The organism is Luxibacter massiliensis, assembly GCF_900604355.1.
Classification (GTDB): Bacteria; Bacillota; Clostridia; order Lachnospirales; family Lachnospiraceae; genus Luxibacter; species Luxibacter massiliensis.
The window spans coordinates 170,591-195,516 of record NZ_UWOE01000002.1 but is presented as its reverse complement, the minus strand read 5'-3'; the positions used below and the strand labels follow the sequence as shown (position 1 = coordinate 195,516).

Here is a 24,926-nt window from a genome sequence, read left to right as displayed (position 1 = left end):
GTATCCCCTGCAAATACCATACTCCGTATGGATAACTAATTTCGCGGCAGCCTCTTGCTGTCTGTTAAATTATATTGACACCAATGGAATCCTCTATCTTCCTATGTTCTCCATCACATTTTTTACAATCTCCTGGCGTACCTTTTCATCTGGCTCTGTCAAAGATCTAAAGTCCGCATAGCGGGCCGCGACATATAAATAATCTGCCAGCCGGTTCATATACTGCATGGCTTTACTGTCAGCCCCATAATTCTGGGCCACCCGCCGAAACCTGCGCTCCGCCCTCCTGGCAACAGCCCGTGCCACATCCAGGCGTGCGGACTGTTCACAGCCCCCATAAAGGACAAACTCTTTTGCCCGTGTAAACAGAGCCTCCATGCGGTCAATCTCCTCCTCAAGACCCAGTGTTTCTTCTTTAGTAAACCGATATTCCATATTTCTGGGATCAGCAATACCGGCCATCATCTGCATCAGCTCCCTTTGTATCTGTGACAGGCGCTCTCTTAAAGATGGCTCAGCGATCACTTTAGCAAGGCCAATATTGCTGCTTAATTCATCAATAGTCCCCAGCAGCTCAATTCGGTCATCAGATTTTGAAACACTAATTCCATTCATGAGAGAAGTTTTACCGCTGTCCCCATTTTTAGTATAAATCTTCATACTCATCTCCCCTTTTAAACATTATTTCATCATTTAACTGGAATCCTCCTGCAGGGCAGAAACATAGAACCTCCTATTTAAAAGGCAGCTTTTTAATGGCCCTGGCGCTATTAGCTCCCAGCATACGCGCCTGCTCACGGGTTGGTTTATCATACTCCTGCACACTGCGCTTTTTATTGGCTCCCCGCATCTGAAAAGCCGCATGGGAACCATTTAAGCCTATTCCCGACCCCAGCATAGAATCATTGGCAGCATTCCACGCCAGCTCACCCGGGCATATATCAGACATTTCCGCCACCTCATAAAACACGCCCTCTTCCTCTATGCCAGCACATATTTCCCGCAGGACTGCCGCATCCGGTAAATATACATATATAAAGATCGAAGGTTTTTTAATAATCATGACTGCATTTCTCCTGCATATGAAAGCACAAGTCCCGTGGCCACAGCATTACGGGGGCCCTGTGTACCCCTGATGTTTCCTCTGCCGCACACAATCCGGTAATTAGAAAACTCCTCCATAAGCATTTCAGGAATCTCGAAATCCTCAGCCGACCCACCCACCAATACCACATTCGTAATATTTTTCAGGTCATGCCCGGGAGCCACTTTTTTCAGCGCCCTGAAAGCATTTGTCAAAAAGACTTTCCGTTTCGCATCTCTGCGCACCTGTACAATCTTTTCCATAGGGATATCCTGTTCCATTCTGATAAACCCATCCTCTGCAAGCAATACTACCCTGCCATAAAACCTGGGGTCAATGGATTCTTCCACAAAAGTCATCTGCCCATTCTCCATACGCATATGAAAAAGGCTCTCCACCTTGGCGAGAGGATACTTCTTAATCTGTTCCGCCATATGACGGTCGCCTAACCCCAGCTCCGTCTCTATCAACATAGAAACAAGTTCTCCGGCGCCTGCCTGGTGTGTCATAGCCACACTTCCCTCCTGGGAAATCACGGCAGCATCGGTAGAACCGCCTCCCATATCCAAAATTGCCAGGGGCAGCTTTGTTCCGGGTGTAGTCAGAGCCCCCAGGGTAGCCATCACGGCCTCCACTCCCGCAACCATAACCTTTGTACTTAATTCCCCTTCCAGCCTTTGGGCAATCTGCCTCATGGGGAGCTGCTGTGTCTTAACCATGGCAGCAATCCCCACCGCTTTCTCCAGACAGGTTTCACCTGCAAGGGCGCCCGAGATAAGCACAGGCGCCAGTGTATCCACTGCAAGGATATCTGTGATGCGTATGTCTGCATCGGCTCCTGCATCCACCTCGCTCATGCCCTTCCTGATACGGGCCAGCATATTTCCTACATTGGTCCCTTCCTGGCCGCTGATGTCCCGTATATCCCCTGCATTAGACACAGCCTCCATAATCTTCTGAGCGCCCTCGTCCAGATTAACAGAAGTACTATTCTGCGCATCCAGATAAATTTCACCTGCAGGCAGCACATTCTCCCGGATATTGCCCCCCGGCGTCTTAATTACAACCGCACTGCGCTTGCCGATTAAGCTCTTGGCAATTGGCGTAATGACCCGTGTCTCCTCTGCATTTAGGCTAAGCAATGTGGCAATGCCATAGGGATTAGAAAGCATCCTCACTGTCTGCCCGGGAAGGGCTACCTCAATAGCCGCCAGAACACCGTCAGGCAGTTTATCGATGCGTGCCACTTCATCAATAATCGGCACTTTCTTCTGCAAACGGTTTTCCACAAGCACGGCCTCATCCGCCTGCAGAATGACCCCTGTAATATCCAGCGAATCCGCCGACTGATTTAAAATAGCCGCGGCCTCCTCATAGGAATATACTGCAGACGCAGCCACAATATAGGGAATCCCCGGCACGCCCCGGGATATATTCTCAATCAAGAGAATCTCCCCAACAGCCTGCCCTGCACCGGCCGGAGTGGAGGGATTATGGCCAATCATAGAAGAATCCGTAATAATTGTTTCCGTCAAAGTCTCCATGGCAGTATCCCCGATAACCGGCGCGGCTTCATTTAGCCGGATCAGGTCAATATCTGTCACCTCCCGGCCAATCTTACTCATTGCCTGGACTAGCGCAGATTTAATGGCATGGATATTTTCGACTGTTCCCTTTGTACCAGTGGTAGCGCAGGAGGCGCTGGTCAGAAAATGGATCCTGCCATCCCCCCCGGCCTCGCCAACGCAGACTTCTGTAGTTGAATTACCTATATCTACTCCAGCAATATAACTCAAAGCAGAATCCCTCTCTTCTCATACACTTCAGCGGCTTCCATCACAAGCCTTGCACAGTTCCTTGCGTGGTACTTCTCCAAAAGCTCCTGGGCCATCATAACCAGCTCCAGCTTTGTAGAGCGGTTCGGGCGCAGCTTATCATACATCTTCAAAATCACATCATCCGGCACATCCACCAGTTCTGCAGCCCTTTCAAAGTTCTTCTCCATAGGGCCATTATCCGCTTCCCTGGCTACCTGGCCCTGGGCCCTTAGCATTTCTTTTGATATTTTGATATCATCCGCCGCCACATGGTTCTTCATAACCTCATCCAATGTAATATCTGTCAGCTTCTTTCCTGTCTTTGATGTAATACGTTCCTTTTCATGTTCTCCTAATGGGTACTGCATATCATAATCCCTCCCATTCGATAATTCCTACTTCCGGATCCAGCTGTTCTGTCTCCGCAATATGCATCAGCGCCGCCTTTACCTGATATTTAGGCCTGGACATAGGGTCGTTAGTGCAGGGAACCGGCACAACCTGCTCGCCCTTTACATACTTAGCCGCGTTCTGGCCTATTTGACGGTATGTGTCCAGATCCATAAGGGGAGCCTGGGGAAACAACTCTAAATTGGAAAGGGGGTATAAATCCTTCTGATGAATTACCGTTGTCCCTTTTGACTGCAGGCCGATACCAATACCTGATCCTGAAAGCTTGGCAGCCTCCAATGCCATAAAGCATACATCCGATGTATCTAAAATCTTGACAACCCTGGGTATCAGCCCCTCTTCCTCTATGCCAGCCTTAATATTTCTCAGTACATCATCCAGAGGGATGCCGCAGATTGTCTTTTTTATCTCTCTCTGAAAGGCGGCCCCAACCCCAATAACAACTTCCTTAGGGTCTGTCCCCTTCTTCGCCCTGGGATAAGAAACATAGGAAGTCTTGATTTCATTCACCCGGTCATGCCCTGCGAGGGAAGGGGCGGGACTTGTGGACTGTACACTGTTTGAAGGTTCCTGTGTACCTTTCTGTTTTATTTCAGCCAGGACAGCATTCGCTATCTGTTTCACTAAAGCTTCGTTAATCTGCATGGTCTTTCCTCCTAAATATCCTGCGGGTTTATAATATGGGGAATCTTCTTAATCTCCTCCCAGCGCTCTCCCTCTACACGATAACCAGTCCCCGGCCCCATATAGTCGTTGGGTGTGTTGACTCCTGACAGGACATGGAAGTCTCTGTCCAAAATAGCCGCCGTCTGCATATAATCACCAGCAACGCGCTGCTTGAGCATACTCAATACGCTCTCCGCAATATCCTGGTACCCTGTCTCGGCCAATGCCTTTACGATATCTATACCGGTTATGCCCCGCTTCAGCACATCCTCTGCAGCCATAAGGTCCGCCGTCACATCGCGTGGCAGTGTGTCCTTACTGCCATGTGCATAGGTGACAGCGTCCACCTGCTCATCTGTCACAGGTGACAGTCCCAGCTGCCTGAACACAGCCTGTACCGCCTTTCCGGCTTTCCCTCGGACATGTATGACTTCTTCTTCTGTCACAGGCCTTAACCCGCCGTCCACCTGCATGTCCCTCTGCAGCACATTATAATCGTCAAAATCCTCTGCATCAAAATTAGACCCTGCAAACATATTGTCATAGTTAGGCTCCCCTGCATAGCCAGAGAAAATAAAATCTGTTCCAGGCAGGAACTGCAGCATTGTCCTGGCAGTTCTCCTCATATCAGAATTGGAAAAGCTCTGGTCATTGGAGGATGCGCACTCCAACCCTAAAAGAGCAGCCACCAAGTTCTCTGTCATGACCTCCCGTATGCCTCCAGGCACAGCCCCTGCCACGCCTATGCAGCTTACAGACCCATTCTGTATGCCCTGGCTCCCGGCGCCCTTTGTTGCATAGAGGCAGCGGCATTCCAGATAAAGCATGGATTTCTTCTCACTGCTGCCCATCAGGACCTCAGAGCCGGCGCCTGATGTAAAACGTACCTTCAGTCCTCTTGAGGCATACGCTGAATTAAGAAACGCTTTAGAATAAGGCGTGTCATCTCCATCAATAAATACTTTTTCCGTGCCATACACAGACAACGTCTCTGCATATGTGGTCAGTCCCCGGATGCCTAACTCCAGCTCAGTGGCCTCCTCCGCGGAACACTGGGTCAATACCCCCGGCCGCCCCACCTGGGATCCGATCAAAAGTGCAATAGAGCTTAACGGGGCATATCTGGCCACTCCCATAGTTGTCTCTTCCTCAGCAAACCCCCGAAGCGCCCCTTCCGCGGCATCCGCGGCAATCTGAACCGGATCGTCCTTTAAATTCGTGATGTGGGCCTGGTTCCCCGGAGTCCTCCGGGCCCTGATCTTCTGCATGCCCATCATAAGCTCAACTACATTCAGGTGGTTCATCACCTCCGCCATCTTCGCCGGGGTAATCCCACTTACAAGTTCCAAGATCTCTTTTCTGGAAACATGGATATCCACAATCATCCTTGCAATATCAAGGGACGGCACGCGCATAGAACTCTCTGTCCGTCCAACATGGATGGCATAATCTGCAATAAACTGGTCAATAAAGTCAAACTCCTCTCTTTTCTTCCCGTCCAGCTCTACAATCCTGCCATCCTCTACCCTGACAGAAGGCTGCGGGTCATAAGGACTCTTCATTGCAGTAAATCCCATCTCCGGCCATTCATTTATATAGCCATCCAAATTTACCGGACGCTTGTCCAATGTCTCAATACGTTTTGATCTTCTCATTTTCTTACTTCTCCTTACGGATACTCTCCCACGTTTTACAATATTTTTATTATACAACAATCCCCAAAAAATAGCAATTCATTATTCTATCAAACAATCAAAAATCCACACTTTTTATGTGCAAAAACCACACAAACCAACGTATCAATCCAGTCAAATGGGGCCGTTGCCAAATGGACATATAAGCATGTCCTTTTGGCTTGCTGCTCGCAGGAATACCGCCCGGCAAAAAGACAGGCCCCATAAAGGCTGTAAATTATCTGGCATTCTCTGGCTATCCAGGAGCCATTCTGCTATAATTATATCACTCTATATTTTTTGCCGTATAAAGTCCGCCTGCCTGTAAAGGCATAAGTTAAAGGATGCCCTTGAGAGTATATACCCCGGCGCAGGCATACGGGGCATCAAACTGGCAGCAACGCAAGCCTTGGAGTATTAGGCCCGGTGGGCAGCCTCCACATAGACACGTGAAAATGCCGCATTGCCCGAGGGAATAAAATCTGTTGTCAAAGGAGAAGCACATGGAAATAATCAAAAAAAGGACTGCATGGATTAGCGCTTGTATAATGGCAGTATGCCCCCTGTTTATTTCTGTTCCTATGGGGGAAAAACGTTATAATATATATTCCGCATTTGGGGCCGCTGTCCGCAGCCAGGATTATGTAGGCTTTTGGACAAAGGACTGGCAGGTTGACGGACTGATCATCATGGCCGCCCACGGCATGATCCTGCTGGGAATTGTCTTGTATGCCGCAGATGCCATTCTCATGCTGAAAACGACCCGCCATAGATGGATAAACACATTAAAGCATATAGAAATGCTGCTCTTGGCAGCCACAGTTTTTTCATTTCCCTATATTACTTCCTTCCTCATATTTTCTGCCATATCATTTGGTGAATTCTTTACACAAGTATGTTTATTTGAATTTAAAGATTCGAAAGCTGCAAAGGAACAGCCACGGCCGGCAAAAATAAAAAAGGCGAAGGAAAAACCTTATCCGGCAGAATTTTATCATATTATATTGAAAAATTTTACATTTTATAAAAGTCTGAACATCCTACTTACATTGGGAGGGGTCCTGACAGCATTTGTCCTCTATGTCTGTTCATCTGTTTATATGAAAATGCAGGAAGTCCACGGCATTGAAGATATTTTCAAAGGAAACGGACTTCTTCGGATGTTCATTGAGCTTGGGGGAATGTTATCTTTGGTGTTCCTCTTTTTGATGTTTGCCGTCGTCTCACATTATATAAAAAACAGAGGAAATAAATATGCCGTATATTTGATGCTCGGTATCCGCAGAAAAACGCTATATGCAATGCTGGTTCTTGAATATATGCTGTGCATCCTTACAGGCGGCGGGGCAGGGATTATTCTAGGGATCGCCGCATCAGGCATGTGGGTTTCACTGGAAAGCCTGGGAGTTACTTTTGGTATATACCTCTTTATCTGCTGCCTGGCTCTTATGCTGAATCAGGATCATATTGTCAGGGCGGGCATCGGACAGGCCGCAGCGCCTCAAAATAAACCAGAACCTGTCTACAGTAAAGGACTTGTCTGGCGTCTGATTGCCGGGATTATCCTGATTGCCCTTGCCTGTCTGTGGTTTTCCAGGCAAAAATCTGCAGAAACAGTCTATATATTCCTGGCGCTGGTTCCAGGATTCGCCTGGGTTCTTTCGGGCGGACTGGCTGTCTTTTTCAGGCATTACAGGAAAAAAGATTCCAGATATTTTCCTAATATACTGAAGGTAAGTCCTTTTTACTCAAAATTCAAATCAAATACCAGAAATATGATTGTATTATCCACAATCCAGATTTGTCTGTGGGGATTGGCAGGTATACGGCTGTTCAGCGCCCTTATTGCCGAAGACTCCCAGACCCTGTTCCCTTATGATGTTGTAGGTATGGCATACTCACAGGATATGGATCAGCTGCAGGAAATTTCTGCACAGTACAAAGCTCAGATGTCTGTATATCCCATGGTCCGCATAACGTCTATAGACGGGGATGAGGAGAGGGAACATTGGGGCGGCGGGCGCAGTGTCATATGGATACAAGGGCAGCACATAGGGATATCCCAGTCCACATACAATGAACTTAGGGCAGCACTGTCACTGGAAACTAAAAACCTGGGGTTAAAAGACCAGGAGATGCATGTGGTATATCAGCAGGACAGGTCTGTAAAGGCCCAACCAATAGACTGGGATATAGGAAGCCTCAAGCCAAGGCTCCGCTTCGGCCAGCCGCTGGATGTATACAATACCAGTGACGTGGATCATATTTTCCCTGAAAGAAAGATCAAAAGCCAAGAAAGGGCAGTACTTACCGGCGCCTTCCACCAGGGACTGGAAGAAAACCTTATTGTTATGTCTGACGAATGGTTTAATAAAATATACCAGACCATTTCCAGGCAAAATGAAGAGAACTGGGATGAACGCCTGCAGATAACAAATCAAGAGTGGAAATCATATACAATGGAACATGACTCCAACCTGACTGAAGGGCCGACCAATCTGGTAGTTTGGGATGTGCCCAGTGAAAATACTTCAGAGTTTATCGGATCACTTTCATTTCTGGATACTAAATATCCACATGAAAAAGACTGGGATCCCTCAATTAAGCATTTTTATACCCGGAATCAGCTGCTGGCAGACCATATGGGGGAGCAAAACTTCAAAATAACTATTTATGGAGCCGTGGCCTCCATCCTCTTTATTGCATATTTTTTCCTCCTGTACGCCCAGTATGAGGCTAATATCAGGGAGTTAAAGTGGCAATATAAATTTCTGGATCAGACGGGCATGAGGGTGCAGGAACGCAAAAAGCTGTTTATAGGGCAATACCGCCCCTTTGTACTTTTGCCTGCCGCAATTGGCATAGCAGCAGGCTTCATGCTGACCGTTATAATGTGGCAGATCCGGTTCTATTCTATTTCCGAGATCGGACTATATATTCAGGTATTCGCCCTGTGCCTATGCGCATATCTCTTTATACACTTTCTGGCAGCATGGTGCATATACCGCTGTCTCTGGAAACAGATAAACAACTAAGCAGGGAGGTACTATGAAAACAGTAATCAAAGCAGATTCAATCATCCGGGATTATTCCGAAACTATCCAAGTTCTAAAAGGGATAGATTTTTCCGCAAATGAAGGGGAGTTTATAGGCATTATGGGGAGATCCGGCTGTGGAAAGACCACGCTCCTGAAAATTCTTGGCCTCATAGACAGGCCTACCCAGGGAACTGTCTATTTTCAGGGGAGAGATACAGGAGAGCTTGACAAAGATGAACTATCTGATATCCGACGAAAAGAACTTGGATTCATATTTCAGGACTTTTGCCTGATGGACAACCTAACTGTAAGAGAAAATATTTATCTTCCGTCAATTCTGGACAGGGATGATATTTCTGCCATAAAAGAGCGGACTAAGTCCTATGCTGCCAGGACTGGACTGTCACATCTGCTGGATAAAACTCCCAGCGAGCTTTCCGGGGGCGAAAAACAAAGGACGGCCATCTGCCGTGCCCTTATGAACAGTCCCGCTGTCATTTTAGCAGACGAACCTACCGGAAGCCTGGATTCACAATCAGGTGAGGCCGTTATGGATATGTTGGAAGAAATTAACAGAAACTATGGAAAGACAATCATCCTGGTCACGCACGACGCAAGGGTAGCAGCATACTGTGATAAAATCATCACTATGCGGGATGGTTCCATTTCAGATATATTGCAGAGAGGGCAGGGGGAGGACAGAGACAGCTTCTGTAAAAGAATTACCCTTGGACTGCAGGAAAGCATCCGCTGAATTCGGCCTGTCTCTGTGGCGCCCTTACTTCTGTCTGTCCGTGAGGGTTATGCCATGGAACGCCCTGAGTTATGTATTAACTGATATTTAAAATAAGGATAGGAGGATCTAGTCTATATGGTTCAAATAAGTGCTTCCGTCTTAAAGGGATGGTTTGACCAAAATTTTGATTTTATGAGGGAGACTGCCCACAAAATATTCCGGCACCCTGAATTATCTGGCAAGGAAGTGTATTCCTCCAGATGCCTTGCCGAATTCCTAGAGAGCCGTGGTTTCTCCGTGCAGTGGAACATTGCCGGATTTGAAACAGCCTTTATTGCCGAATGGGGGTACGGCGAGCCTGTCATCGGATTTTTGGCAGAATACGATGCCTTGCCTGGACTTGGCCAGGAGGCAGTCAGCCAATATTGCCCTACCGGATTACCAGGCCACGGATGCGGCCATAACCTTCTAGGTACTGCCTGCGCTGGAGCCGCCTGTGCTCTCAAGGCACAGATAGAGGCGGAAATGAAAGGCAGAAAAGGAGCAGGGACGATCCGCGTTTATGGATGCCCGGCAGAGGAAATCGTCATAGGAAAGATCCGCATGAATGAGCAGGGCGTATTTGATGATTTATCCGTGGCAGTAACCTGGCATCCATTTGACAGAAACAGGGTGAGTTACGATATCTGGCAGGCCCAGGACATTAAAAATTATAAATTTTTTGGGACCTCAGCCCATGCAGCCAAGCATCCAGAAGCTGGGCGCAGTGCGCTGGATGCAGCCGAGTTGATGAATGTAGGCGTTAATTATCTCAGGGAGCATGTGGCTGACGACGTCCGGATCCACTATGCCTATACCAGTGATTGCGGCCCCGCTAATATCGTGCCCGCCTACGCCTCCACCAACTATTTTATCCGCTCAGGGAAACGCGCAAAGACAGAGGACGTATCCAGAAGGGTAGACGACTGTGCAAGAGGCGCTGCACTTATGACTGGTACCAGGGTGGAGATTGAGCTGGCCGCCAGCAATAAGGAAATGAAAGTCAACCGGACACTGGCCGAGATTTTCTATCATGCCATGGAACAGACAGCGCTTCCCATTTACACTGAAAAAGAATTGGAGTTTGCAAGAAATGTAAGCCGCCAGGCGGGACTGGAAAACAACGGCCTTTATTTCACTGGGTTAGAGCCGTTGGAAGACCAGCCAGTACCCCTGGCCATTGGGACAGATGTTTCAGACGTCAGCCACACTGTCCCCACAGTCATGCTCAGCGCCGCTGCCATGTGCAAGGGCACCCCTCTCCACCACTGGTCGGCTACTGCCCAGGCAGGAATGAGCATCGGCGAAAAAGGAATGCTGTATGCGGCAGAATGCATGGCGCTTGGCAGCTGGATGCTCCTCAATGACCCGGATGGATTAAAGCGCGCTATAGAGGAACATGGTTTACTATAAATCCTGTTTTTTTACATTTTTAATAAAAACATATTCTGTCTCTGTTGACAGGCCAGGCTGATATTCATAATCCAACCTCCTAAAGTCCCTAATATCTTCCACATTCGATATTTGATTTTCGGCCATCCAGCGGACCATTTCGCCCCTGGCCATTTTCGCTTGTGTGGCCTTTACCTTAGTTTTCCCCCGTACTTCTTCTCCGAAAATACAGGTAAAGCATCTCACAGGCGGCTTTATATAAGGCAGAATAGCACGGCTGTATTCTGCTGAGGCTAAGTTTAAAATATCCATATATTCTGAAGCAACGGCTTCTCCCTTCAATTTATCATACAGGCTCCCGCCCCAGAAATCATAGAGGTGGCTGGCGTTTTCTGTCTTAAGTTTTGCCTGCATCTCCAAACGGTATGGGACTACTCCATCTGTGGGCCTTAAAATACCATAAAATCCCGACAGAATCCGCAAATGTTGAACCGTATATTCCCATTCTGCTTCTGAGAATATATGGGGAGCCATATACTGGTACTGTATCCCTTCATAGGCAAGCAGCGCTGGCGTCAGCAGCCGGGACGGACTGTAAGAATGCAGGCGTTCCCAGTTAGCATGAACCAGCTTATCACTGCATCTCCATAACTCTTTTAATTCCTCCTGGGACATTCCTGACAATATACCATGAAGATAAAGCGCCTGCCCCAAAAATGCCGGATAAGTCACCGGGCAGGTAAACTCATCTAAAACATTCATTTTCTTGGCAGGAGATATTATGATTTTTAACATATAAGATCCTTCCTTCTATATTGTATATATCCAGGGGCATACATCGGAAAAACTCCTGGGCGCGGCTCTGTTGGGTGTATCCGCCTTCCCGCAGGGACATATGTAATGGAACGCCCTTCAGTATGTATTAAGGACCCCCCCTGGCGCCATTATATCATACAACCCCCAAGTATAGATTTTTTAGTATTTTGTGTTTATAATGTTGAATATGTGAATATGCTTATTGCATAGTACACTGCAGAATTGTCCCCAGCTTTATCTGGCAGGACATTAGGCATAGTTCATAAAAAAGAGGTGACTACTATGGATACAATAGGAGAATTATTACTGACAGCAGCAGTAGCCGGAGCCGGCGGTATGGGACTGGGAGGCCTCTTTGGAGCGCTGTTTAAAAAGGAATCAGGCAGAAGTGTAGGCATGCTTTTAAGTTTCGCTGCAGGTGTTATGACCAGCATAGTGTGTTTTGACCTTATCCTGGATGCCATAGAAACAAATATAAATATCTTCGCAGTTATATTTTCAATCATGGCAGGGGCAGTCATTATATACTTGCTTCACAATATAACAGAAGCCAGAAGCAGCGGGGCAGACCATTCTCTATTCATGGCAGGCGCTGTGATGGCCTGCGCGATTGCCGTCCATAATGTACCAGAGGGGATGACAATCGGCGCTTCCTATGCGGGCAGCCATGGAAATATAAAAGCTATATTAGTTCTGGGACTCCTCATTGGAATCCACAATGTTCCCGCCGGGATGGCAATCTCAGTCCCTCTCATCAGCGGAGGCATGGCAAAAGAGAAAGCCATATTATTGACAGCCCTAAGCGGCACGCCCACGATTATTGGAGCCGCTATTGGCTACCTGATCGGCGATCTGGGCTCCCTTGGCCTGGCCTTGAGCCTTAGCTTTGCGGGCGGTTCTATGCTGTATGTCATTTTTGGGGAACTTCTCCCCGAATCTGCCTGGATGTGCCAAAGTAAACGTTCCGTGCTGATGACAATTTTAGGAATATTAACAGGCCTGCTTCTCATTTATCACTAAAGGGCCTGGACATAGTCTGCTGCAAAATTGTTCCCAGCACCCAGCTAAGGTTTCGCTGGGTTTCAAGATTCTTTTACTGGCCAGGCTTCTGTCCTGCGGCCTCTTTTTCAATATTCTGTTGAAAACGGTTTTGGCTGGCAATCAGGCGTATTTCAAAATCCTGTCTGTCCTGCTGGACAATAGACGATAAGATTAACCCTGCAAAAAATGAGATAATAGCTGCCATATATACAAATCCGCACACAATTAACGTGGGGAAATTGGGAACCATCCCCGTCTGTGCATAAGTGACCAGCACTGGAATTAAAAAGACTGTACTGATCAGTCCAAGCATAAGAGATACAAATGAAAAAAATCCAAGTGGTTTATAGCTTCTGTATAAACGCCAAATTGTGCGGAGCACTTTCATCCCATCTCTGTATGTGTTTAATTTCGATTCGCTTCCCTCGGGACGGTCGCGGTATTCTATGATCACATTCTCCACCTGCATATTTTTGTCCACCGCGTGAATGCTCATCTCAGTTTCAATTTCAAATCCTTTTGACAGTACCGGAAATGTCTTAACAAAATTATAACTAAATGCCCGGTAACCTGTCATGATATCTTTTATATCATTTTTAAACAGTGTATTAATTGATTTGCGGACCAAAGTATTGCCAAAATTATGGAAAGGCCGTTTATTCTCCGTAAAGTAAGTGGAGGACAGGCGGTCTCCTACGACCATATCTGCATGACGGCAGAGAACCTTCTCCACCATCTCCCGTCCGAACTTTGCAGGGTACGTGTCATCTCCGTCTACCATTATATATGCCTTGGCATCAATCTCGCGAAACATCCTCCGAATGACATTCCCCTTCCCCTGCTGGTATTCATGGCGTACAACTGCCCCTGCCCTCTCAGCCAGTTCGGCAGTTTCATCCATAGAATTATTATCATATACGTAAATAACGGCTTCTGGAATTGCCTCCTTCCAGTCATGAATTACTTTTGTGACTGTCTTGCTCTCATTGTAGCAAGGAATCAGTACTGCGATTTCGTCCATAGGTTATCCCTCTCATTCGTAAAAAAAGATAATTTAATAATAAACTATTTTACATGTCCATTCAAGCCGTTGTATTAAAATAGCGCTGTTAAGGACATACATTGTACAAAAAGGAGTCCTTGAAAAAATAAGCGGCCCCTTTTATAATAGGAAAGTAAATATTAACTAAGATCCAGAGACCCTGATGTAAGCATACGTGGCATCAAACTAGCAGCGATGCAAGTATCGGGGTATTCGGCCCTGGCGGCAGCCGCCAAATGGACATGTAAACATGTTCCCTTAGCCCGCTGCACGCGGGATTAAATTTCCAACTATACTCCAAAAAAGAGGTCTGGTGTATTTATGCGGTTTTATTATAAAGTAAAAGACAAGGAAATAGAAATTTTCAGATGCCACGGCAGTGGTTCCCGTGTGGAAATTCCTGCTTATATAAATGGCCTTCCAGTAACCCGGGCTGCAGGATATGCATTTTCTGACAGAAAAGCCGAAAAAGATGCAGATATTCTGGTGTGGGAGAGCGAGGGGCAATTTATGTCAGAAGATAGTGGACAACCGCTCTGGGGCCCCAAAATTGAAGAGATTATTTTCCCTGATACTATACGGGAAATCGGAAATTATATATTTTATGGCTGTAAAAATCTCAGGCACCTGGAATTTTCAGATTCCCTCATGCACATTGGCAGCGGGGCATTCACCGGATGCGGGAATCTTTCAGCTTTGACTGTGTACATGAAAAATGGACTGCGCTCCTGCGTCAAGGAGATTCTCGGCGAGCTGTGGCAGCGCATTGACGTAACATTCTGCTTTCAAAATGGCGGCTGCGCCTACCTGGTATTCCCAGAGCATTATGAGGAAGCTGTGGAAAATACCCCGGCACGGATTTTATTTACCCAACACCATGGTTCCGGCAATAACTACCGCCAATGCTTTTACAATAAAGAATTGGATTACCGCAAATATGATAGCCTATTCTCTGTGGCTGCTGCCTGGGACAAGCCGAAAGTCCTGGCGGATATTGCATTTTCACGGCTTAAATACCCTTATCATCTGGCCGGCGCGCACCGGGAAGCTTATATTTCCATGATTCAAAAAAGATATGAGGAGATCTTAGAATATGTCATTGAAGAGGACCGTCTGGATTATATAAAAGTAATCTCCGGGCAGGTATTCTGGACTCCCGGTATGATAGAGTATGCATTAGAAGCAACAGCCGAATCAGGAAAAACGGAAATTTTAAGTTATCTTATGAATGAGAAGCAGAAATTTACGCCGAAAAAGAAAAAACTTTTTCAGTTATAAATATAGAATATATTAATCTGGTATATGAGTATAACCCTCATTCATATATGGCAGCGGAAGGGAGATGACCCTGTGACAGTACAAGAAAACAACGAAAACCGGGAGGTTGCCCAGAGGCTGGAAAGTATAGGAATACAAATACTCTGTGCAGCAAGGGATGAATTATATTTAGGGATGAGGTTTCTCGATGTGGCTCTGAGCAGTTTTGTATACCAGATGGATCCGGGAGCCGCTCCTTTTGGCACCGACGGGAATATTATGTATTTTCATCCCCAGCATTTAGGAGGCTTGTATAAGGAGAACCGTATTCTCGTAAACAGAGGATATCTTCATATGGTTTTCCACTGTATTTTCCGCCATATGGTAAAAAGGGGGATGGATGGGAGATGCTGGAATCTGAGCTGTGACATTGCAGCAGAACATATAATTGACAGCAGTTTCCACCGGTCCATCCGGTTTTCCAAAAGCCTCCTTAGAAGGGATACCTACCAAAGGCTGGAGTCCCTTGGACATGTCCTCAATGCTGAAAGAATTTATAAAAGCCTGGCATCCTGGGAACTTAGCGAAAAGGAGCTCGCTCAGCTTGAGAAGGAATTCTATGCTGATGACCATCAGTACTGGGAAAATCAGAAACCCGGCAGAAAGCCTGACCCCATCCTTAATCAGAAATGGCAGGATATCAATGAACGCATGGAGACAGACCTGGAAACCTTTTCTAAGGAAGCTTCTGAGAAGTCGGGAGATTTACTGGGACAGCTTAAAATAGAGAATAGAGAAAAACATGATTATAAAGACTTTTTGAGGAAGTTTGCAGTAATGCATGAGGAAGTTGCCGTGGACCCTGACTCCTTTGACTACACGTTCTACAGCTACGGACTTCGTATGTACGGAAATATGCCTCTCATAGAGCCTCAGGAGACTAAGGAGGTCAAAAAGATTTCAGAAGTTGCCGTGGTAATCGATACTTCTATGTCCTGTTCAGGCGAATTGATCCAAAAATTCCTTGAGGAAACCTACTCTGTGCTCAGTGAAAAAAATAGTTTTTTTAAAAAAGTAAATATCCATATAATCCAGTGTGATGAAAAGGTACACTGCGACCAGAAGATTACCAGCACAAAAGACCTTAAAGAATATATGGGCACAATGACTTTGTATGGGGAGGGCGGGACAGATTACAGGCCGGCTTTTGCTTATGTGGATGATCTTTTAGAAAAAGGAGAATTTGAGGAACTCCGCGGATTAATATATTTCACAGATGGCTATGGAATATATCCTGCCAGGATGCCCGCCTATAAAACTGCATTTGTATTTATGCAGCAGGATTACCAAGATGTAGATGTCCCCCCCTGGGCCATCAGGCTAGTTTTGGAAGAAGAAGATTTAATTGAAAAATGAAACCTTGCTGGACGAAGTCCACCCGTCCGTAGGACATGTATTAGGGGGTGCCCTTGGCGCATAAAATATTTAGAAGGGAGAATTATACAGATCAATTCCCAGATTTTGATTTGTATTTTTCAGGCATTGCCAACTTTTGCCTGAAAAGCTTTAAAAATATGGATATTAAGAGAGCGAAACAGGAAATTAAAGATACAATAGAAGCCTATTTGTTGAAAGATGCCTTTGGGGAGTATAAAATCCCCACCGTGCGTCAGCGTCCCATCCTGCTGATGGGGCCTCCAGGAATCGGCAAGACTCAAATTATGGAGCAGGTCGCAAGGGAGTGCAAAATAGGCCTGGTGTCCTATACAATTACACATCATACAAGGCAGAGCGCTGTAGGCCTTCCTTTTATTCAGGAAAAGGAATTTGGCGGGCAGAATTTTTCTGTGACAGAATATACTATGAGCGAAATCATTTCCTCTGTATATGAAAAAATAAAGCAGACGGGTATCGATGAGGGCATCCTCTTTATTGATGAGATCAACTGTGTGTCTGAAACTCTGGCCCCCACGATGCTTCAGTTTCTGCAGTGCAAAACTTTTGGAAACCAGAAGGTTCCAAAGGGATGGGTCATTGTAGCAGCCGGGAATCCCCCCGAATATAATAAATCTGTCCGGGAATTTGACATCGTCACACTAGACAGAATCAAAAAAATTGATGTGGCTGCCAATTATGACGTATGGAAAGAATATGCATACCGGCAGGGTATACATCCAGCAGTTATTTCTTATCTTGAATTAAGGAAAGAAAATTTTTATAAAATAGAGACAACGGTGGACGGTAAGTACTTTGCAACTGCCAGGGGATGGGAGGATTTATCTGAGCTTATCTCAGTATATGAAGTTCTTCGCAAACCCATAGACAGAGATGTGGTATATCAATATATCCAGCATCCCAAGACTGCAAAAGATTTTGCCAATTATCTGGAACTTTATTACAAATACAGGAAAGATTACAATATTGAGGATATACTAAAAGGCCATTGGGATGACTCCCTGCTTAAAAAGATTCATGCCTCGCCCCTGGATGAGCATCTCGGCATAGTCAGCCTGCTCAATGGACGGCTGGCCGAGCTCTTTACAGAAAGCTATACGCAGGATGCCTATGTAGCCAAGCTATATGAATATCTTATTTATTATAAGGAAAATCAAATAACCACAATGGCGGAGGACATCTGGCATATGGCCGAGAGTGACCTGGCCCGGCAGAAACAAGCCGGGCACCTCAGCCGCCGCGAGGAAGCAATATTTAACAGAGTAGTCTCCACCCTGGAAAGATATTCTGTAAATATACGTGGAGAACTATTTATTGGAGATGGTGTATTTGACGAAATTAAAGCTTTATTCGAAACCGAAGTAAAAGACCGGGAAGAACAAATTGCATACACATCTAAAACACTTCAAAATGTATTTAATTTCATGGAAGAGGCATTCGGCGAGAGCCAGGAGATGGTGGCCTTTATCACTGAGCTGAATGCCAATTACTATAGTATCTGGTTTATAAAAGAAAATGGCTGTGACCAATATTACCGGTATAATAAGGGACTGCTGTTCGACGAGCGGCAGGTGGATATTGTGCGGCAGATGGATGCGGCTGAGGAGATATTAAATAGAGGGATTAAATAGAGAGATAAAGCTGCAAAAGTGCCTCACAGCAAGGCTTTTCATGTGTGAGGCACTTTTTGAACCATATAGAGGGGATACCGTACACAGCATAAGAATTACGCTAATAAACTTTTTGATTTCTCCAAGCTGTCCCCCGACAGATGATCAAACGGAAATACACAATGCGTCTGTATCGGCAAACCTGACTCACGCATAATTTCTTTAAAAAGTTTCTGAGGATTACTCTCAAGGGTATACAGTCCCATCAGCTTTTTAATTTTTTCATATATTTCTCCCTGCAGTTTAAAATCCCCCCTGTTCACTGATGATACCCACTCAGCCCAAATACCGGGGCGGAGATTCGACAGGGCGCCTATTCCCCCTGCCCCTCCAAGCCATGCATTCAAAAGGAATTGATCATCATAACCTGAAAATACTTCAAAATCAGGTCTGAATGGCTTAACTTTTTCAAGAACAGCTTTTGTGTGCCCAAAATCTTTCACAGAATCCTTTAAACCCACAATATTTTCGTATTTCTCTGCCAGCCTGGCAATTATATCCGGGGGAATACTATGGCCTGTCCGCTCGGGATAATTATAAATATATACACGTCCTCTGATTTCATTGGCAATACGTGCATAATAGCGGTAAAAATCTTCGTCATCCATATTATAATAAAACTCTGAAATAACAAGGACTCCTCTGATTTTTCTGCCATGTCTGCTGAGAATATAGTTAGACAGATGAATTGTGTCCTCAGCATTTTCCCCGCCTGTCCCTGGAAGCAGTTCTACCCGCCCTCTGGCAGTGGTTATATATTTATCCAGATAATCTTTTTTTGCCTGAAGAGAAAGGGTCGGATATTCCCCGGTAGATCCAAGGGGCACTATGCCGTCTACCCCACCGTGTATCAAATGTTCCATTACCTGTAAATTACCATTGAAATCAATACTGCCGTCTTTGTTAAATATTGTAACGGCAGGCGTATATATTTTTACTTTCATAATCTCTTAATACTCCATTATTAGTACTTAATCAACTAAACAGTCCGAATCCGCCAAGGACAATTGCCGATACTATAACCATTGTCCCTCCTATGACCGCCTCGTATGGGATAACTTTGAGTCTTTCCCGCATTTCCATCTGCACAGACCCTGCGCTCACGTGGAAGAAACTACCGTGGGGCAATCCGGCAAGCATGACTGCACCTATATTAATCATAGCTGCCGCTCCAACTGCACCAACCCCGGCCTCCAGCAATGCCGATCCAAAAATCTGGCTTGCAACGGTGGCCCCTGCACTTGCAGATGCAGTGGCAGCCCCCATAAGCACACCGGAAAACGGAGCCAGTATAAAGCTGGGCAGTCCGAGAAACTCAATAGCTGAAGTAACTGCTGCCTGTATATCAGAATTTGAAATAATGCCTGCCAGACACCCTGTACCAATCAGCAGCATAACAACACCACTCATTTTTCCAAGTCCATACTCCAGATATTCGCGGAAATGCCCCCATCGCCGCATAGCCGCAGCGCCAACAATAGCGCCTATAGGCATGGCAATGATTGGATCTATTTTAATTCCCACTATCGGATCCAGAAACAGCAGAGCAATAGTTACAACAGGGCCGCTTATGGCTCCTATCAGCTTTGGACGGTCAATATTCTCTGACATTTCTACTGGCTGTAATATAATCTCTCCCTTGTCCGCAGCAAAAAATGTACAGGCCACTGTAGCAGCAATCCCTGCCACAGATGGAATAATCCCTGCCATCATCACCATGGTAAGAGGAACTTCAAATATCTCTGCCACTGCGATCGTATTGGCGATAGGTCCACATATAACCCCCGACATCACGCCACCGATCAGGCACACAATAACAGACCGGCGGGACATTTTAAGTTTGAACGCCATGTCAAGGCCAATAGGCGCCACAGTGAGAATAACCACATCCCCGAATATCCCTGCCACGCACAGCAGCCATCCACATATTACAAGAGCTACAATAGAGAACCGTTTCCCAAATACCTTGATAATCGCATCCGATATTGTTTCAGCAGCGCCAGACCCTGCCAGCATTCCCGCCAGTGTTCCTGCGGCGACTATTCGTACGATGGTTGGCACAATATTCTTAACTCCGTCCAGCATAATACTGATCGTTTCCGTCATTCCCGCACCGCCTACGATGCCTCCCACAAGCGCGCCCACCATCATGGAATATGTAGGATTCACTTTTATAAGTATCAAGATAATAGCGACTGCCATGCCGATCAGCGCGCCCAGCAGTGTTATTTGTACATCCATACTTTACCTCCCTTCTGCCTGTCCTTTCGTCAGACTTTCAGTACTGCCCCCTCTGCTGCTGATGCCGCCAGTTTACCATAAATGGAAAGATATCCTGTCTCAAACCGTGGTTTGGGAGCCTTCCACTCTTTAAGCCTGCTGTCCATCTCCTCCTGTGTAATATGAAGATCCACTATTCTTTTCTCGATATCTATCTCTATCTCATCTCCATCCTGAATGATGGCAATTGGCCCTCCTTCCTGTGCCTCCGGCGATATGTGGCCGACAAAACACCCATTGTTTGATCCAGAAAATCGCCCGTCAGTAATCAGAGCAGTACTCTTATTCAGTCCCCGGCCATACAGATATTTCATGGCTGAATACATCTCTCTCATTCCCGGCCCGCCTTTTGGCCCCTCATACCTTATCACTACTACATGGCCCGGCTCTACCTTTCCATCAATGATCGCTCTGTTTGCCTCCTCCTCACAGTCAAAGCAAATAGCCTTTCCCACAAAGTGCTGGACACTCGGATCTATGGCTCCCGGTTTCGCCACCCCGGTCTGCGGGCAGAGATTTCCTTTCATAATTGCAACTGAACCTGAATATCCGAACGGATTATCAAGAGTCCTTATCACTTCAGGGTTCACTGGGAATTTATAATGGAAAGAATTGATATTATCATTCATTGTGTTCCCGGTTACTGTCATGACATCCATACACAAAAGAGACTGCATATAGTCTACAACCCTCACGATTCCGCCTGATAAGAAGAAATCCTCCGTGTTATACTCATAACTGCTGGGATTAATCTTTACGATAGTTGGGATATCATATGATAAAACGTCAAACTCATGCAGGACATCAACATCTGCCCCGGCTTCTTTCGCGATTGCTATAAGATGCATTACCACATTCGTGGATCCGCCTATAGCTATACATACTTTAATGGCATTTAAAATAGATTCTTTTGTAAGTATCTGATCCGCGCATATATCCTGTCTCACAAGTTCCACTATCTGTCGGCCCGTCTCAAATGCCAGACGTTTCCTATCATTATGGACGGCAGGAACCAAAGCGGCTCCAGGCAGGCTCATACCAAGAGCCTCTGCGATACAATTCATAGAATTAGCTGTTCCAAGAAATGAACATGAACCACATGTAGGACAGCAGGTCTCTTCAAGATCTTTAAGCTCCTGCTCTGTTGTCTTACCCGCTGAAAGCATTCCATATCCCTCTGCGCAGGAGTTCACATCTGATTTACGTCCATCAAAAACAGCTCCGCCGAGCATGGAACCACCACCCAGAAAGATCGCGGGAATTTTAAGCCTGGCAGCGGCTATCAGCATTCCGGGAACAATCTTATCACATGAGCCTAATAGCACAATGCCGTCAAGTCTGTGTCCCTGTACCATAAGCTCTACAGAACTTGCAATGAGGTCGCGGGATGGCAGTACATATCTCATGCCCTCGTTAGCCTGTCCGATGCCGTCACACAGTCCGATGGTTCCGAACTCCACAGGGGTCCCTCCTGCTGCATATATTCCATTTTTTACTTTCTCTGCAATCTCACGCAGATTGTAGCTGCCCGGACAGATCTCGCTAAAAGAATTGGCAATACCAATTTTAGGCCTACGTACCTCCTCATCTGTGTAACCCATGGACTTCATCAGAGAACGGCCAAGACTGTTGTGTGCTCCTTTCAGAAACTCATCACTTCTCATTTGTTTTACCTCCTTTTGCAAACTTTCCCGCATTATGGGAATTGTTTCTCATATTGTGGGATTTTTTTGCCGGGCAATAGAGCCCGGTTTTTATAATTTTTTTATTTTATAAGATTGGGGTGTTAAAAGGGTGTGCCGCACCCACTCTATAGCATATACTGATATATATGTTTGCCCATAATTACAATATATGGTATGAGTGTGGCACCAAAGGTACTTTTGACACTCTAATCTTTATAAACGTATACCCACAGGGTACCCCCTAATACATGTCCTACGGACGGGTGGACTTCGTCCAATAAGGTATACCCACAGGGCACCCCCTAACACATGTCCTTCGGACGGGCGGACTTCGTCCAGCAAGGTATACCCACAGGGTACCCCCTAATACATGTCCTACGGACGGGTGGACTTCGTCCAATAAGGTATACCCACAGGGCACCCCCTAACACATGTCCTTCGGACGGGCGGACTTCGTCCAGCAAGGTATACCCACAGGGCACCCCCTAATACATGTCCTACGGACGGGTGGACTTCGTCCAATAAGGTATAAAAGGCTAAATATAATGATGTACTATCTCCCGGGATACCCGAGTTCTGCTGAAATCTTCCGCGCAGCACTAATAATTCCTGGTTTCAGCACTTCTTCCTGTTCAGGGGTCAGGCGGTATGATGGCACAGAAACGCTCACTGCATAGTTTACCTGTCCTTTATAATCGAAAATTGGAACTGCAAAGCAGACCAGATCCTCAATAAACTCTCCGTTATCCTTTGCCATGCCTTCTGCACGCACACGTTTAAGCGCATCTAACAACTCTGCACGTGATCCTATCGTATTTACCGTATATCTTTTAAGAGTCTCAGGAATATATTCCTCAATATAGTCCCCGGAGCGATACGCTAAAAGCGCTTTCCCAAGTCCAGATACATAGGCAGGAATCGTATCCCCGCGTTCTGAATTTGTTTTAATGGGATGGAAACTCTCCACCTTTTCCAGGTATACTGCAAACCCATTCTCCAATTTTGCAAGCTGAACTGTTTCATTGACGCTATCCCTTAACTCTGCCATAAAAGGTTTAGCGATATCTATAATTTTAATTGACTTCTTAGCAATTTCTCCAAGCTTCATCAGATGAACGCCCAGCCGGTATGACCTGGTAACTTCATCCTGCTCCAAAAGATCCAGCGCTTCCAATGTGCTGATCAAATTAAACGCAGTACTTTTATTAAGGCCTGTCCGCTCCACAATCTCTGTAAATCTGAGCTCCGGTCTTTCTGCTGAAAATTGATCAAGAATGTGGACAACACGCTCAACTGATTGAATTCTATCTGTACTTTTCTTTTTTCCCATATTATAAAACTTAGTTCTTTCTTATTTTCTTTATAATAACATACAATATAATAGGAGTCAACGATAATTAAAAATCATATAGAAATCCATATGGTGACAGGCAGTCCCACTGTAAACAGGTACTTTTGTCCCTCAGGCAGCTATATAACGCTGCCCTCCTATTTATTTACCTAACCCTCTCTCCAAATATAACAGCAAAGCTAGTTGATATGGCTTGACGAATCCGGTATAATTTTATAGTATTTGGAATTTGTTGCTCCATACCTTATTGGACGAAGTCCATCCGTCCGAAGGACATGTGTTAAGGGATGCCCTGTGGGTATACCTTATTGGACGAAGTCCACCCGTCCGTAGGACATGTGTTAAGGGATGCCCTGTGGGTATACCTTATTGGACGAAGTCCACCCGTCCGTAGGACATGTATTAGGGGGTGCCCTTTGGATATACCTTATTGAACATTAGCGGTTCAATAAGTGTACCTTGCTGGACATTAGTAGTATAGTAAGTATAGGTGATTACTCATCTGTCTTGCAATATTCCTTACATGTTCAATATATTAGAATTTCAGGAGGAAAATAATATGATAAAAGTCATTGCTTCCGATATGGATGGCACACTGCTTAATAATCATCATGCAATAGACCCTGAAACCCTCCGGGCCATTCATAAAGCATGTGATGCCGGTATTCGGTTTATGTTGGCCACCGGACGCAATTTTCGGGGAGCGCTGGTTGAACTAAAAGATATGGATCTAGTATGTGATTATATTGTAGGAAGTGGAGCTGAAGTGCGCAACCCAGAAGGCGAGCTTGTACTAACCAATCCTATTAATATAAACCTATGTGAGCAGGTATATGAAATACTCATAAAATATCCTGTCCCCGTAGTTTTTTGTACAAATCATTTTGACTATAGAATCGGGGACGCAGAGGAAATTGAAGAAAGTTTTATACATCAGTTAAAGGGATTTCACACTGAGCAGGATATGGATGACGAACAAATACGCCAGGATCCTGTCTATATACGTATCAAAGAAAATACAAAGATCATCCCTGATTTTTCCGAAATTAAGAAATCCGGCTTGCCTATATATAAAATTTTTCTCTATTCAGATAATATCCCTCTGCTGAATAACATCCGGCAGGAACTATCTTCCAATAAACAGATAGCTGTTGCCGCATCCTTTGAGACAAACTTGGAAATCACGGATATAAAAGCACAAAAAGGGCCGGTACTGAAAAAATACATAGAATCCCTGGGATATACCATGGATGAGGTCATGGTATTAGGTGACAGCATGAACGACTTTTCCATGCTGGAAATGCCCTTTGGCGCTACTGTGGCAATGGAAAATGCAATGCCAGAAGTAAAAAAAGTGGCTAAATATATAACAAAATCAAATGAAGAACTAGGCGTGGCACATGCGATAAACCGTTTGTTAGAACAATATGGCCTATAAATTAGGTACAGGTCCATTTACATTTAGGTACAGGG

General features: G+C 45.6%; 20 protein-coding genes. 8 read left to right on the top strand and 12 right to left on the bottom strand.

Features of this window, described 5'->3' with window-relative positions; translation table 11 throughout:
- Nucleotides 1-93: 93 nt before the first annotated feature.
- The 6 genes from EFA47_RS18845 to EFA47_RS18820 all read right to left on the bottom strand — a co-directional run bounded on the left by EFA47_RS18845 (nucleotide 94) and on the right by EFA47_RS18820 (nucleotide 5,633).
- Entirely contained in the window at nucleotides 94-660 is a 567-nt protein-coding gene (locus EFA47_RS18845; protein ID WP_122644725.1) for a cob(I)yrinic acid a,c-diamide adenosyltransferase, read from the bottom strand.
- Nucleotides 661-733: 73 nt separating this feature from the next.
- Nucleotides 734-1,063 (bottom strand): glycerol dehydratase reactivase beta/small subunit family protein, encoded by a 330-nt coding sequence (locus tag EFA47_RS18840; RefSeq protein ID WP_122644724.1) that lies wholly within the window; start codon nucleotides 1,061-1,063, stop codon nucleotides 734-736.
- Nucleotides 1,060-2,880: a diol dehydratase reactivase subunit alpha gene (locus EFA47_RS18835; RefSeq protein ID WP_122644723.1), complete on the bottom strand. Its 1,821-nt coding sequence runs from the start codon at nucleotides 2,878-2,880 to the stop codon at nucleotides 1,060-1,062. The genes EFA47_RS18840 and EFA47_RS18835 overlap by 4 nt, the downstream gene beginning before the upstream one ends.
- The gene (locus tag EFA47_RS18830) at nucleotides 2,877-3,269 is read right to left on the bottom strand and encodes a diol dehydratase small subunit (protein WP_122644722.1); all 393 of its coding nucleotides are present in this window, start codon (nucleotides 3,267-3,269) and stop codon (nucleotides 2,877-2,879) included. The genes EFA47_RS18835 and EFA47_RS18830 overlap by 4 nt, the downstream gene beginning before the upstream one ends.
- 1 nt (nucleotide 3,270) lies before the next feature.
- The gene (locus EFA47_RS18825) at nucleotides 3,271-3,957 is read right to left on the bottom strand and encodes a propanediol/glycerol family dehydratase medium subunit (RefSeq protein WP_122644721.1); all 687 of its coding nucleotides are present in this window, start codon (nucleotides 3,955-3,957) and stop codon (nucleotides 3,271-3,273) included.
- An 11-nt stretch (nucleotides 3,958-3,968) separates the two neighbouring features.
- Entirely contained in the window at nucleotides 3,969-5,633 is a 1,665-nt protein-coding gene (locus EFA47_RS18820; protein ID WP_122644720.1) for a propanediol/glycerol family dehydratase large subunit, read from the bottom strand.
- 521 nt (nucleotides 5,634-6,154) lie between these two features.
- On the opposite strand from EFA47_RS18820, the gene EFA47_RS18815 reads away from it, so the two are divergent.
- From EFA47_RS18815 to EFA47_RS18805, 3 genes are all read left to right on the top strand, one after another.
- Nucleotides 6,155-8,686 carry an FtsX-like permease family protein gene (locus EFA47_RS18815; RefSeq protein ID WP_122644719.1) on the top strand — a complete coding sequence of 844 codons (2,532 nt, stop codon included), beginning with the start codon at nucleotides 6,155-6,157 and terminating at the stop codon, nucleotides 8,684-8,686.
- Between the two features lie 13 nt (nucleotides 8,687-8,699).
- Nucleotides 8,700-9,443: an ABC transporter ATP-binding protein gene (locus EFA47_RS18810; RefSeq protein ID WP_122644718.1), complete on the top strand. Its 744-nt coding sequence runs from the start codon at nucleotides 8,700-8,702 to the stop codon at nucleotides 9,441-9,443.
- 117 nt (nucleotides 9,444-9,560) lie between these two features.
- A complete protein-coding gene (locus EFA47_RS18805) occupies nucleotides 9,561-10,877 on the top strand; it encodes an amidohydrolase (protein ID WP_122644717.1) in 1,317 nt (438 codons plus the stop codon).
- Here EFA47_RS18805 and yaaA read toward each other — a convergent pair.
- Nucleotides 10,872-11,651: a peroxide stress protein YaaA gene (yaaA, locus tag EFA47_RS18800; protein WP_122644716.1), complete on the bottom strand. Its 780-nt coding sequence runs from the start codon at nucleotides 11,649-11,651 to the stop codon at nucleotides 10,872-10,874. The genes EFA47_RS18805 and yaaA overlap by 6 nt on opposite strands.
- Before the next feature lie 303 nt (nucleotides 11,652-11,954).
- On the opposite strand from yaaA, the gene EFA47_RS18795 reads away from it, so the two are divergent.
- The gene (locus EFA47_RS18795) at nucleotides 11,955-12,692 is read left to right on the top strand and encodes a ZIP family metal transporter (protein ID WP_122644715.1); all 738 of its coding nucleotides are present in this window, start codon (nucleotides 11,955-11,957) and stop codon (nucleotides 12,690-12,692) included.
- 73 nt (nucleotides 12,693-12,765) lie between these two features.
- Here the strand turns inward: EFA47_RS18795 and EFA47_RS18790 are convergent, their stop codons facing one another.
- Nucleotides 12,766-13,734, bottom strand: a complete 969-nt coding sequence (locus EFA47_RS18790; RefSeq protein ID WP_122644714.1) for a glycosyltransferase family 2 protein — start codon at nucleotides 13,732-13,734, stop codon at nucleotides 12,766-12,768.
- Nucleotides 13,735-14,076: 342 nt separating this feature from the next.
- On the opposite strand from EFA47_RS18790, the gene EFA47_RS18785 reads away from it, so the two are divergent.
- From EFA47_RS18785 to EFA47_RS18775, 3 genes are all read left to right on the top strand, one after another.
- A complete protein-coding gene (locus EFA47_RS18785; RefSeq protein WP_122644713.1) occupies nucleotides 14,077-15,033 on the top strand; it encodes a leucine-rich repeat domain-containing protein in 957 nt (318 codons plus the stop codon).
- A gap of 72 nt (nucleotides 15,034-15,105) precedes the next feature.
- Nucleotides 15,106-16,428, top strand: coding sequence for a vWA domain-containing protein (locus EFA47_RS18780; RefSeq protein WP_122644712.1), 1,323 nt, complete (start codon nucleotides 15,106-15,108; stop codon nucleotides 16,426-16,428).
- A gap of 158 nt (nucleotides 16,429-16,586) precedes the next feature.
- Nucleotides 16,587-18,098 carry an AAA family ATPase gene (locus EFA47_RS18775; RefSeq protein WP_122644862.1) on the top strand — a complete coding sequence of 504 codons (1,512 nt, stop codon included), beginning with the start codon at nucleotides 16,587-16,589 and terminating at the stop codon, nucleotides 18,096-18,098.
- Between the two features lie 95 nt (nucleotides 18,099-18,193).
- On the opposite strand, the gene EFA47_RS18770 is transcribed toward EFA47_RS18775, so the two are convergent.
- The 4 genes from EFA47_RS18770 to EFA47_RS18755 form a co-directional block, all read right to left on the bottom strand.
- Complete coding sequence (locus EFA47_RS18770) at nucleotides 18,194-19,081, bottom strand: dihydrodipicolinate synthase family protein (protein ID WP_122644711.1); 888 nt, start codon at nucleotides 19,079-19,081, stop codon at nucleotides 18,194-18,196.
- 31 nt (nucleotides 19,082-19,112) lie between these two features.
- Nucleotides 19,113-20,378 (bottom strand): GntP family permease, encoded by a 1,266-nt coding sequence (locus EFA47_RS18765; RefSeq protein WP_122644710.1) that lies wholly within the window; start codon nucleotides 20,376-20,378, stop codon nucleotides 19,113-19,115.
- A gap of 29 nt (nucleotides 20,379-20,407) precedes the next feature.
- Nucleotides 20,408-22,081, bottom strand: coding sequence for a dihydroxy-acid dehydratase (gene ilvD, locus EFA47_RS18760; protein WP_122644709.1), 1,674 nt, complete (start codon nucleotides 22,079-22,081; stop codon nucleotides 20,408-20,410).
- 574 nt (nucleotides 22,082-22,655) lie between these two features.
- Nucleotides 22,656-23,432 carry an IclR family transcriptional regulator gene (locus tag EFA47_RS18755; protein WP_122644708.1) on the bottom strand — a complete coding sequence of 259 codons (777 nt, stop codon included), beginning with the start codon at nucleotides 23,430-23,432 and terminating at the stop codon, nucleotides 22,656-22,658.
- 580 nt (nucleotides 23,433-24,012) lie between these two features.
- Between EFA47_RS18755 and EFA47_RS18750 the strand changes: the two genes are divergently transcribed.
- Nucleotides 24,013-24,891 (top strand): Cof-type HAD-IIB family hydrolase, encoded by an 879-nt coding sequence (locus tag EFA47_RS18750; RefSeq protein WP_122644707.1) that lies wholly within the window; start codon nucleotides 24,013-24,015, stop codon nucleotides 24,889-24,891.
- Nucleotides 24,892-24,926: the final 35 nt, after the last annotated feature.